11 protein-coding genes are annotated in these 10,455 nt (G+C 72.2%); 4 read left to right on the top strand and 7 right to left on the bottom strand.

Translation table 11 applies throughout. The features are described from left to right. Positions 1-105: 105 nt before the first annotated feature. Positions 106-1,449 (bottom strand): M64 family metallopeptidase, encoded by a 1,344-nt coding sequence (locus ACFVHI_RS13215; RefSeq protein ID WP_380338677.1) that lies wholly within the window; start codon positions 1,447-1,449, stop codon positions 106-108. 333 nt (positions 1,450-1,782) lie between these two features. Beyond that, on the bottom strand, positions 1,783-2,973 hold the full coding sequence (locus ACFVHI_RS13210) for an FAD-dependent monooxygenase (RefSeq protein WP_380338674.1): 1,191 nt from the start codon (positions 2,971-2,973) through the stop codon (positions 1,783-1,785). A 174-nt stretch (positions 2,974-3,147) separates the two neighbouring features. Here ACFVHI_RS13210 and ACFVHI_RS13205 point away from each other — a divergent pair, with 174 nt between their 5' ends. Next, positions 3,148-3,873 (top strand): TetR family transcriptional regulator, encoded by a 726-nt coding sequence (locus ACFVHI_RS13205; RefSeq protein WP_380338671.1) that lies wholly within the window; start codon positions 3,148-3,150, stop codon positions 3,871-3,873. 121 nt (positions 3,874-3,994) lie between these two features. On the opposite strand, the gene ACFVHI_RS13200 is transcribed toward ACFVHI_RS13205, so the two are convergent. Beyond that, on the bottom strand, positions 3,995-5,314 hold the full coding sequence (locus ACFVHI_RS13200; RefSeq protein ID WP_380338669.1) for a cation:proton antiporter: 1,320 nt from the start codon (positions 5,312-5,314) through the stop codon (positions 3,995-3,997). Between the two features lie 394 nt (positions 5,315-5,708). Between ACFVHI_RS13200 and ACFVHI_RS13195 the strand changes: the two genes are divergently transcribed. From ACFVHI_RS13195 to ACFVHI_RS13185, 3 genes are read left to right on the top strand one after another with little or no spacing between them, the layout of a single operon-like run. Next, on the top strand, positions 5,709-5,918 hold the full coding sequence (locus ACFVHI_RS13195) for a DUF397 domain-containing protein (RefSeq protein ID WP_244293269.1): 210 nt from the start codon (positions 5,709-5,711) through the stop codon (positions 5,916-5,918). Continuing rightward, the gene (locus ACFVHI_RS13190; protein ID WP_063346315.1) at positions 5,915-6,106 is read left to right on the top strand and encodes a DUF397 domain-containing protein; all 192 of its coding nucleotides are present in this window, start codon (positions 5,915-5,917) and stop codon (positions 6,104-6,106) included. The genes ACFVHI_RS13195 and ACFVHI_RS13190 overlap by 4 nt, the downstream gene beginning before the upstream one ends. Further along, positions 6,103-6,294, top strand: a complete 192-nt coding sequence (locus ACFVHI_RS13185; protein ID WP_380338665.1) for a DUF397 domain-containing protein — start codon at positions 6,103-6,105, stop codon at positions 6,292-6,294. Before ACFVHI_RS13190 ends, ACFVHI_RS13185 begins: the two co-directional genes overlap by 4 nt. 18 nt (positions 6,295-6,312) lie before the next feature. Here the strand turns inward: ACFVHI_RS13185 and ACFVHI_RS13180 are convergent, their stop codons facing one another. From ACFVHI_RS13180 to ACFVHI_RS13165, 4 genes are all read right to left on the bottom strand, one after another. Beyond that, entirely contained in the window at positions 6,313-6,537 is a 225-nt protein-coding gene (locus ACFVHI_RS13180) for a holin (RefSeq protein ID WP_063346317.1), read from the bottom strand. 172 nt (positions 6,538-6,709) lie between these two features. Then, positions 6,710-7,405 (bottom strand): formyltransferase family protein, encoded by a 696-nt coding sequence (locus ACFVHI_RS13175; protein ID WP_063346318.1) that lies wholly within the window; start codon positions 7,403-7,405, stop codon positions 6,710-6,712. Positions 7,406-7,410: 5 nt separating this feature from the next. Next, complete coding sequence (locus ACFVHI_RS13170) at positions 7,411-8,649, bottom strand: cytochrome P450 (protein ID WP_063346319.1); 1,239 nt, start codon at positions 8,647-8,649, stop codon at positions 7,411-7,413. Further along, positions 8,646-10,430 (bottom strand): beta-ketoacyl synthase N-terminal-like domain-containing protein, encoded by a 1,785-nt coding sequence (locus ACFVHI_RS13165; protein WP_380338661.1) that lies wholly within the window; start codon positions 10,428-10,430, stop codon positions 8,646-8,648. The genes ACFVHI_RS13170 and ACFVHI_RS13165 overlap by 4 nt, the downstream gene beginning before the upstream one ends. Between the last annotated feature and the right edge of the window lie 25 nt (positions 10,431-10,455).

Below are 10,455 nucleotides of genomic sequence, written 5' to 3'. Positions count from 1 at the left end.
CCGGGCCCCGCGGCCCCCACCGGGCGCGGGCCCCCGCCGAGGCGGCGTCCGCGGTGGGCGGGCCCCCACCCGCCCCTGCCCGCCGCGTGGGGCCACGCCCCGTGGTCAGCGGGTGACGCTCCAGACCAGGCTGCGGGTGAGCGCCGGGGTCAGGGCCGGGTCGATGACGGACGAGGTGGGGTCGTTCGCGACGGCCTTGAGCTCGTGGGCGGCGGGCTTGGGGCCGGTGGGGCCGAGGTCGGAGACGGCGATCGTCTTGCGGTCGCGCAGGGCCGTCACCTCCTTGCCGTCGAGGTACCACCGCAGCTTGGTGCCGGAGACCGGGAGGTCGACGGTGAGGCGGTCGGTCGCGGTCAGCCGGGTGGTGACGGGCGTGGCGCTGGAGAGGGTGGAGGCGTGCCGGTAGAAGCCGGCGATCATCGCCTCGCGGCCGGGCAGGTTGAACTCGCGGCCGAGGGAGCGCATCACCGAGTTGTCGGTCGGCCGGTTCAGGCCGGACGGGTAGTTGCTGCCGCCCTGGTAGGCGCCGACGGTGCCGCCGTCGGGCGAGGTCTTGCCCAGCCAGCGGTACCACTTGGTCTTGTCCTGGCGCATCCGGTCGGCGCTCAGGGTGGTGATGTTGGGCTGCGTGGGCTCCGCGCCCTTGTAGGGCCCCGCCCCATCGGCCCAGTACTCGTCCGCGAGCTTGCCCAGCGAGTGGCCGGTCTCGTGCACCGCTATCTGGCCGGACGCGGCGTTTCCGCCCGCCACGGTGGCGATGCCCTCGTACCCGAGCGGCGACTGGGTGCTGCCGTAGCCGGCGCCGCCGTACTTGGCGGTGTTGGCGACGACGATCACGAGGTCGGCCTGCGGGGCCTTGGCGGCGTAGGCGTCGACGGCCTTGACGTCCACGCACAGCAGCCGCTCGATGGAGTTGCACCAGAAGTGCGAGCCGAGGGCGGTCTTGCGGACGGTGTTCTGCTTCGGGTCCCCGGAGACGCCCGACTGTTCGGAGACGGCGCCCACGGCCCACACGTTGAACAGCTTGCGGTAGGTGGCGTAGGGCTCGACGGCGCTGATGTCCTTCCACTTCGCCGCGGCGTCCTTGCGGAACTTGTCCTGCTCCGAGGCCGTGTAGCCGTCGCCGATCATGACCACGTCCAGCTTGCTGTCCGTGCTCCCGTTGTTGACGACCTTCGTGACGGCGCCGTCCCCGGCGGCAGCGCCGGCAGCGGCCACGCTCATGGACTGCTCGGCGACGAAGGGGGACGCCGCAGGGACCTTGGTCCGGCTGATGGCGCCGTCCTCGGCGAAGACCTCGACGTCCTGGTCGCCCGGGAAGGCGTCCGGGGAGTCGACGATGGCGGCCGGGTCGGACGGGGCGGCGACCGCCGGGCCGACGCCGACGGCGAAGGCCGCCAGCGTCGTGACGCCGGCCAGGAGGACCGAGGTGAACCTGCTGTTGCGCAAAGGAGTTTCTCCGAAATCGACGGGCAGCGAGGGCCGGTGGCGAGACTCCCGGCAGGGGACGTGCGTGCAATACCGCACCGTCCCGTGCCGCGACACCGCCACCCGCCGCCACCACCGCCGCACAAGGCCGGAGCTGACGGGGCGACACCGTCCGCTCGCCACCTCACCGGTGGATACGTCCGGCTGCCCACGAACGGTTCACACCGGCTGCCGACACGGTAGTGATGGCGCCCTTGATGCGGTCGACGACGGCCAGGCGGCCGGCGAGGTCCGCTCGTACGATGCCTCCTGCGTGCAGTCGGCCGAGGAAGGGAAGCTCCGGCCTGGTCATGATTAATCCCCGCGCGCGGCACGGGACTTGAGGACACTCCCAACCCGGGCTGCCGCCAGCGCGACCGGCGACAGCCGGGTGGCCAGGTTCCGGGCCAGGATGCCGCCGCGGCCGGCCGGGACGAGCAGCGCGAAGGCCGCTCGTACGGACTGCCGGGCCTGGTCCACCAACCCCCGGTGCGCGGCCTCGTAACGGGCCAAGGCCGCGCGGTGGTCGGCGGGATCGGCGGCCAGGGCGTCGGCCAGGGCGTAGGCGCCCGCCAGGGCCAGGCTGGAGCCGCCGCCGAAGAGCGACACGCAGGACGCGGCGTCGCCGAGCAGCGTGACCCGGCCCCGCGACCACTGCGGCAGCCGGACCTGGCTCACCGCGTCGAAGTACAGCTCCTCACTCTCGCGCACCTGCGCCAGCACCTCGGGCGCGCGCCAGCCCATCCGGGCGAACGCGGCGGTCAGCAGTCGCCGGTGCTGATCGGTGTCGCGGTGGTCGAAGTCCGGCACGGCGGCGGACCGGACCATGAACGCGGCCAGCGGCCTGCCGCATCCGGGATGCACGCAGAGGGCGCGGCCCGGCGTGTTGTGGATCGCCACTTCCCGCAGGTCGCCCGCCATCCCGGCCAACGGCATGGTGGCCACGTACATCCCCAGGTGGCGGACGAACCCGGACTCCGGGCCGAAGGCCAGCCGGCGGACGGCGGAGTGCAGGCCGTCGGCGCCGACCACCAGGGCGAAGCGGCGGGGGCGGCCGGACTCGAAGGTGACGTCGACACCCGCCTCGTCCTGGCTCAGGCTCGCGATCGAGTCGCCGAACACGAACTCGGCGTCGTCCCGGCCGGCTTCGTGGACGATCGCGGCGAGATCGCCGCGCGGCAGCTCGACCGTGTCGGCCCGGTCCGCACCCGACAGGCCGCGCAGGTCGATCCTGCCCACCCGGCGGCCCGCGGCGTTGTAGAAGCCCACACCGGTGACCTGGGTGGCGGCCGCCCGGAGGCGGTCCCTGATCCCCATCCGCTCGGCGACCTCCATCGCGCGACCGGCGACATCGACCGGGCTGCCGCTGGAGCGCGCGGCCGCGGCCCGCTCGACCACGGTCGGCTGGAAGCCGTGGCGGGCCAGCCAGTAGGCGAGCGTCGGTCCGGCGATGCCGGCCCCGGAGATCAGCACGGTGCGATCGGCCGTCTTGGTCGAGGCGTTCATGGACGCTCCTTCTGTCATCGCCCGATCGTCGTCGCCTGATCGCGGCCAGGCCGACTCGCGGCAGCCGTCGCCGGTCAGCGGTCACGTCGGCACCCCCGGACTGACCATCGGTCAGTAATTCGACGCTACGCCCTGACCGCCGGTCAGGCAAGGGGCAGCGACTAGGCTCCCCACATGACTGCTGCCGAGAACCCCGACACCCGGGCACGGATCCTCGCGGTGGCCCTGAAGGAGTTCGCCGCGCACGGCTACCACGCCACCTCGGTACGCGGGATCGCCGAGCGGGTGGACGTGACCAAGGCCGCGGTGCTGTACCACTTCCCCAGCAAGGCGGACATCCTCGGCGCGCTGATCGAACCGATGCTGGACGACCTGGACGCCGCGCTGGCGCCCACCGGGCCGCCGGATCCGACCGCAGCCCGCTGGGCGGCGATCGAGGGGCTGCTCGACGTCTGGCTGCGCCACCGCGACCTGCTGCGGATGAGCCTGTACGACGCGGCGCCGGGCCTCTCGGGTCCGGGCTTCACGCGGTTCCGCGACGGAATGCTGCGCGCGAACGTCCTGGTGGCGGGGCCCCACCCGGACTTCGTCGCCCGGGTGCGCGCCGCCCAGACGATCGCCATGCTCTCCGACCCGGTGATCCTGCTCGCCGACGCCCCGCCCGAGGACCTGCGCGCCTGCATCCTGGCCGGAGTTCACCGGCTGCTGGACGGCCCCGAACCCCCCGCCGCGGCCGGCCCCGGGCGCGGCGGCGCTGAACGGCGCGGCCGGCCGAGCGCGATGAGCCCGGCGATGGTCGACACCGCCCGGCGCCTGCACGCGGCCGGCCGCACCGCCGAGCAGATCGCGGCAGAGCTCGGAGTCTCCCGGGCGACGGTCTACCGCCACCTGCCGACGTAGCCGGAGACACGAGGGCGGCCGCCGGGCAGCGGCTAATAATGAGACTTCATTGAGACAGTGGCGGCCATCTCGGCGGTGGTGCCGGTGGGACAGGCGCAGGAAATCTCCACCCCGCCAGTGCTCACGTTCCCCTGGCCTCCTCGATGTCCGATCTCGCGGGGGTGTCCTGCTGTTGACGGGGCAGAGCCGCGACGCCGACCGGGGCAGCAGCGCCAGGAGCCCGGATGAGGCGCCGAACGAGCGGGTTGACGGGCAGGGTCGCGGCGAAGGCGGTGACGAGGAGAACAGTGAACAGCCGGTCGCCGATGACGCCCAGGTCACGGCCCAGGGTCAGGATGAGGACCTCACTGAGGCCCTTGGTGTTGAGCAGGACCGCCACCGTCGTGGCCTCGCCGCGCGGCACGCCGATCAGCCGGGCACCCAGCCTGGCGCCGGCGAACTTGCCGCCCCAGGTGACGGCCAGGAACACCACCACCGCGACCAGGCTCCCGAAACCCAGCCCGCCGATGTCCACGGACAGCCCGGTGAGCGCGAAGAAGACCGGCACCAGCAGCGCCCCCGCGTGGCGCAGCGGCACCTCGACGGCGTGCCGCAGCTCCTCGGCGGCGTCGCGCGGCATGGCCAGCCCGAAGGCGAAGGCGCCGATCACGGCGTGCATGCCGAGCCACGAGGTGGTCCACGCGGACAGCAGGATCCCGCTGCCGAGGGTCAGCAGGACGAGCAGGGGATGCCCGTCGACGCGGGCCGGCCGGCGCAGCAGGCGCCGCAGCAGCGGGCGGACCACGAAGGCCATCGCCGCCGCGTAGCAGGCGAGTTCGGCGAACGCGAGGAGGACGTGGTCCGAGCCGCCGCTCCGGGCCGCGGAGGCGACGCAGGCGACGCCGCACCACGCGGTGATCTCGGTGAGCGCCCCGCAGGCCGTGGCCATGGCCCCGGTGCGGGTCGTCTGCAGCTGGTTCTCCCCCACGATGCGCGCGAGCACCGACAGCGCGCTGGCGGACAGCGCGATGCCCAGGAACACGGCCAGCAACACGGGGGACGTCTCCGCACCGATGAGGTACGGCCACCTGGCCGTGAGGACCGCCGCCAGGGCGACCGCGAGGGCGAAGGGCACGGCGACGGAGGCCGCGGTGACCGCCACCACGGTGCGGACCCGCCCGTTCAGCTGCTTCAGGTCGAGTTCCCACCCGGCGGCGAACATGAAGAGCGCGATGCCCAGTTGGGCGATCACCGACAGATGCTCGCGGACCTGGGGCGGGAAGAGGACGTGCGGGAGGTCGCCCGGCAGCAGCCCGAGGACGCTCGGCCCCAGGATCACCCCCACCGCGATCTCGCCGACCACCACCGGTTGGCGCAGACGGGTACGCAGCGGCGACAGGACGAGTCCGATCAGCAGGATGGTCGCGATGTCGGCCAGCGCGGTCGAGGAGGAGCCTTCCATGGTCGTGCGCCTTCCTGGGAACGGGGGCGTGCGCGGCCCGGTGACGCGACCCCTGCATTATCGGGAAGGACCCGTTCGTCGACGTAGCGTTCCCCGCGTGTCGCGGTCGCGTGGCTCCTCCCCCGCGCCCCGACCCGGACCTTCACGCCCGTACGAGGCGGACCGGCGGACAGGGGCGCACGAACGGCGCGCGACGTGACGCTGCGCAAGCAAAAGATCGCGTTCCGATACTGATGATCGGAACGCGGAGGTACCGTGACGCCCAGATACACGTGTTGAGCACGTGGTGTACAGCAGGGGGGCAGTGATGGCACGACGGAAGATCAAGTGGGGACCGACCGCGAGCTCCGCGATCGGGTGCGGCAAATCACCGAGGCGCTGGAAGGGTTCGGAGATGATGCAGAACGAGCTCGACGCGGCCAGCTGGCGCAAGAGCAGCTACAGCGGCACGAACGGCGGCGACTGCATCGAGGTGGCCCCCGGGTTCCCCGGCCTCGTGCCCGTGCGTGACTCCAAGGACCCCGACGGCCCGACCCTCGCCTTCCCCGCAGCCGCATGGCAAGCCTTTGTCGCGGCCGTTCACAAGGGCGAGTTCCCCGCATGAAGCTGCTCTGGCACAAGAGCAGCTACAGCGGGGGCAACGGCGGCAACTGCGTCGAGGTCGCCCACGGCCACCCCGACCTCGTCTCAGTGCGTGACTCCAAGGACCCCGGCGGTCCGGTCCTTTCCTTCCCGGACCCGGCATGGGGCGCCTTCGTCGCGGCCGTCCAGAACGGGGAGTTCCCGGCATGAAGTTGGTCTGGCGCAAGAGCAGTTACAGCGGTCCGGACGGTGGCGACTGCGTCGAGGTCGCCTCCGGCCTCCCCGGCCGCGTCCCCGTGCGTGACTCCAAGGACGCCAGCGGTCCGGTCCTTTCCTTCCCGGACCCGGCATGGGGCGCCTTCGTCGCGGCCGTCCAGAACGGGGAGTTCCCGGTTTAGCGCGCCCGGCCGGGCCTGTTACTCGTGGGGGCGGGCCAGTAGGGCTGCCGAGTTCGGGTCGCCGACGAAGGTCGCGGCCACTCCCTTGACCACGGCCAGCGCGGCCGGCAGTGCCGCCACGGCCGCCGCCTTGAACGCGCCGATCGACGTCAGGTCGAATCCGTCGGCCAGCAGCAGGCCGAGGAATGCCACGGCGTAGGTGGCGACGGTGCGTTCGGCCAGATCGATGATGAACTTCCGCATGGTCGGGACTCCTTCGCGGTGAAGGTGCAGAGGTACACGGGGGGCGCTCGGAATTGCCGTCCCTGGTGTACACGTTCACGCTGTCGAGTTCCGACGACGGGCTCGGCGACCAGTCCGGTGCCCCGCACACGCGTGGTGTGCGGGGCACCGTCGTCGGCAGGCCGCCTGGCTGTCACCCGTCGTGCAGGGCCCACTTGCTGCTGTCGACCTGCACCGTTCCGGGCAGCGCGATGAGTTCGGGTTTGAACAGCGGTGGCGCGCCCATCGCGGGCTCCCAGGTGGCCAGCTTCTCGTCCTGGGGGACTTCGATCCGCCGGTCCGCGGTGAGGTCGGCGACCACCTTGAGGAGCAGTCGCACGCCGAGCGGTGCCAGGTGGTCGCGCCACAGGCTCTGCGCGGTCGAGCCCGGGGGCACGAACAGGTGCTCCTGGGCGGCGAGCGGGCCCGCGTCGGTGCGTTCGGTGAGGTGGTAGACGCTTCCGCCGGTCACCTTGTCGCCGTCGCGGATCGTCCACCGGATGGCGTCCCGGCCGCGGTGCAGCGGCAGCAGGCTGGGGTGGTAGCCGATGGTGGCGACGGCGGCCCGGGCGCGGGTCTGGCGGCCGAGGAAGGCGTGCGAGTGGGCGGCGACGATGATGTCGACCCCGTCCGGGATGTGTCGCGCGCGCAGTTCGGCCGAGTCCGTCCACGGGACGTCCTTGTGGTACGCCCAGGAGCGCAGGCGGTCCCAGCACATCGCGTCGCCCTCGTCGGACTTCCCCTTGCGCAGCCGGGGGGCGGCCGCGCCGACGATCTTGTGCCCGTCGTCCAGCAGGGCTTCCGCGACTGCGACCGCGAATCCCCCTTGTCCTGACATGTAGATGTTCATCCGGGTCAGTCGACCTCTTTCAGTCCGCGGTGGTCGGGTTCGAACCGCACCGGCATCGTGGAGAACCCGGTCAGGAAGTTGGACCGGATCCGCAGCGCCTCCTCGGTCTGCTCGAATCCGGTGGTGAAGTCCCGCAGGGCCGTGAGCAGTTCGGCGATCTCCACCTTGGCCAGGTACGAGCCGACGCAGAAGTGCGGGCCGTAGCCGAAGGCCAGGTGCTTGTTGGGGGTGCGGCCGAGGTCGAACGCCCCGGGCCGGGCGAAGACCCGTTCGTCGCGGTTGCCGGAGGCGTGCCAGAGCGTGACGATGTCGCCCGGCCGCAGCCGGACGCCGTGCAGTTCGGTCTCCCGTACGGCGCTGCGCCCGAAGTGCATCGTGGGCGAGGCCCAGCGCAGCACCTCGTCCACGGCGGTCTCGACCGCGACCTCGCCGTGTTTGAACCGCCGCCACTGTTCGGGTTGGGCGGCGAGGGTGTGGACGCAGTCGATCATCGTCAGCCGGCTGGTCTCGTCGCCGCCGATGATCAGGCTGTAGCAGTTGAGCACGACGTCCTCGTCGGACAACGGCACGCCGTCGATGGAGCTGCCGATCAGCATGCTGATCACGTCGTCGCCCGGGGACTCGCGCCGTTCCTCGACGACGTCCATGAAGTACATCAGGATCTCGTTGCGGGCCATCTCGGAGTCGACCTCGTCGACGTCCTCGTCCTCGGCCGACAGCGCGGTCTTGGTCAGGCTGAGCAGGTAGTCCCGGTCCTGCTCGGGCACGCCGAGCAGGTTCGAGATCGTGGTCATCGGGATCCGGCTGGCGATCTCCTCGGCGAACTCGCAGCCGCCGGACTCGACGGCCTCGCGGATCCACTGCCGGGTGTTGACGCGGACGGTCTGCGCGACCTCGTCGAGCACCCTCGGCGAGAGCACCCGTTGGAGGATCTTGCGCAGTTCGTGGTGCCGGGGCCCGTCGGTGACGGCCAGCATCCGGCCGGCCCCGGCGTCGCCGCCCTCCAGGAGCGTGACGAGGACGTTGCCGCGCTCGGAGGTGAAGTTCGCGTTGTCCCGGTAGGTGGCCATGATGTCGTCGTGGCGGGAGAGCACCCAGAATCCCCGGCGGCCGTCGACGGGCGGGTTCCAGTGCATCGGGGCGGTGTCCCGCAGGGTGCGCCAGAACCCGTCGAGGTCGTGGTCCGCGAAGGTGGCCGGGTCGCCCAGGTCCACGGTGTCCGGTGGCGGCGTGCTCATGGTCACCAGTCCGTGCGCCAGAACCGGCGCGGCTGGAACGGGTAGGTGGGCAGCGGCACCCGGTGGCTGGCCTGCCCCCGGTGCAGGGCGTCGAAGTCCACCTGCTGGCCGGTCACCCAGGCGGCGGCCAGTTCGGCCAGCGCCCGCTCGTCCTGGCCGGCGGGCACGATCCCGTTGTCGGTGCGGGAGAAGGAGCCCGGGTCGGTCTGCGGGGCGGCGGCGGTCGTGGTGGCGGGGCCGCGGGCGGCGTCGTCGGACAGCGCCGCGATCAGCTCCGCGCGGCTGCGGACCACGGCCGCCCACCGGCGGGCCATCACCTTGCGGCCGAGGTTGAGGCTGAAGCAGACGTCGTCCAGGCGCAGGTCGGGGTCGGCCTCCAGCCGCTCCTTGAGCCGCGTACGCTGCCGGGCCAGCGTGTCGTCGTCGAGGGCGGACAGGGTGGCCAGCCGCGGCCGGCCCTCGTCCTCGGGGGCGCGCCCGGCGGCCGTCGGCGCCTCCTCCAGCAGCAGGTGCGCGTTGTAGCCGCCGCCACCGATCGAGGTGATGCCCGCGCGGCGGATGCCGGCCTGCGGCTCCCAGGGCGCCCCTTCGATCTGCGGCACGAAGGGGGTGCTGGGGAAGTCGAGGTCCTGGTTGACCTCGGTGAGGTTGATCGTCGCCGGGAGCGTCTTGTGGTGCAGGGCCAGCGCGGCCTTGATCGCGCCGAAGCCGCCCGAGACCACGCCGCCGTGGCCGACGTTGCCCTTGACCCCGCCGATCGAGGTGGTCGCGGTCTGCTTCCCGAACGCCATGGTCGCCGCGTGCACTTCGAGCTCGTCGGTCATCGGCAGGCCGAGACCGTTGGCCTCGTACATGGACACGGTGTCCGGGGTGACGCCGCCGACCTCCATGGCGTTGGCGATGCAGGCGCTCAGCCGCTCGGGCTGGGCCAGGCCGTACGCCATCGCGCTGACGCCGTTGTTGTTGACGGCCGAGCCCTTGACGACGGCGTAGATGTGGTCGCGGTCGGCGACGGCGTGGCCCAGCGGCTTCAGCAGCACGGTGACGACGCCGCTGGACAGCGCGGTGCCGGTGCCGTTGGCGTCGAACGGGCGGCAGTGGCCGTCCTTCGACAGGATGCGGTTCTCCTCCCACAGGTGGCCGCGCGGGTGCGGCAGGCGGACCATCGCGCCGCCGGCGATCGCCAGGTCGGTCTGGCCGAGCAGCAGCGACTGACAGGCCAGGTGGACCGCGTAGTGGAAGCCGGCGCAGACGGCGGCGACGGTGACGGCCTCGCCGATGAGCCCCATGTAGTACAGGGCGTTGGAGGTCATGGTGTCCGGCGACCACGCCAGGCTGGCCTCGATCGCCTCGGGGCCGACCGACACCCGGTCCGGCGGGGAGCTGTAGAGCGCGGCGGTCTGCGGGTTGTTGGCGCCGTACATGCCGATCTCGGCCCGGAGCCGGTCCGGGTCGTAGCCGCCGTCCTCCAGCGTCTCCCAGGCGCTCTCCAGGAACAGCCGGTTCTCCGGGGTCATCGCGGCCGCCATCCGGTCGCTGATGCCGAACACCGACGGGTCGAACTTGTCGTACGTGTCGAGCACGCCGCAGGCCCGTACGTAGAACGGGCTGTGGATCAGGGTCTCGTCGACGTGGATGTCGTCCTTGGCCAGGAACGACACGGACTCCCGGCCGTGGACGAGGTTGTCCCAGAACTGCTCCTTGGTGCGGGCTCCGGGCGCCCGCAGGGACATGCCGATGACGGCCACGTCGCCCGGGTCGTAGTCCTGCTCGGGGTTGTCGGTCATGGGGAGGCTCCTGCTTCGTTTCGGG

Origin of the sequence: Kitasatospora sp. NPDC127121 (genome assembly GCF_042677305.1) — a bacterium.
Lineage (GTDB): Bacteria > Actinomycetota > Actinomycetes > Streptomycetales > Streptomycetaceae > Kitasatospora.
This window is presented reverse-complemented; position numbering and strand designations above follow the sequence as displayed.

Excerpts from the sequence above, each read along its gene's own strand:
- ACFVHI_RS13210 (WP_380338674.1), bottom strand. The coding sequence starts at position 2,973 with ATGAACGCCTCGACCAAGACGGCCGATCGCACCGTGCTGATCTCCGGG.
- ACFVHI_RS13205 (WP_380338671.1), top strand. The coding sequence starts at position 3,148 with ATGACTGCTGCCGAGAACCCCGACACCCGGGCACGGATCCTCGCGGTG.
- ACFVHI_RS13200 (WP_380338669.1), bottom strand. The coding sequence starts at position 5,314 with ATGGAAGGCTCCTCCTCGACCGCGCTGGCCGACATCGCGACCATCCTG.
- ACFVHI_RS13195 (WP_244293269.1), top strand. The coding sequence starts at position 5,709 with ATGATGCAGAACGAGCTCGACGCGGCCAGCTGGCGCAAGAGCAGCTAC.
- ACFVHI_RS13190 (WP_063346315.1), top strand. The coding sequence starts at position 5,915 with ATGAAGCTGCTCTGGCACAAGAGCAGCTACAGCGGGGGCAACGGCGGC.
- ACFVHI_RS13185 (WP_380338665.1), top strand. The coding sequence starts at position 6,103 with ATGAAGTTGGTCTGGCGCAAGAGCAGTTACAGCGGTCCGGACGGTGGC.
- ACFVHI_RS13180 (WP_063346317.1), bottom strand. The coding sequence starts at position 6,537 with ATGCGGAAGTTCATCATCGATCTGGCCGAACGCACCGTCGCCACCTAC.
- ACFVHI_RS13175 (WP_063346318.1), bottom strand. The coding sequence starts at position 7,405 with ATGAACATCTACATGTCAGGACAAGGGGGATTCGCGGTCGCAGTCGCG.
- ACFVHI_RS13165 (WP_380338661.1), bottom strand. The coding sequence starts at position 10,430 with ATGACCGACAACCCCGAGCAGGACTACGACCCGGGCGACGTGGCCGTC.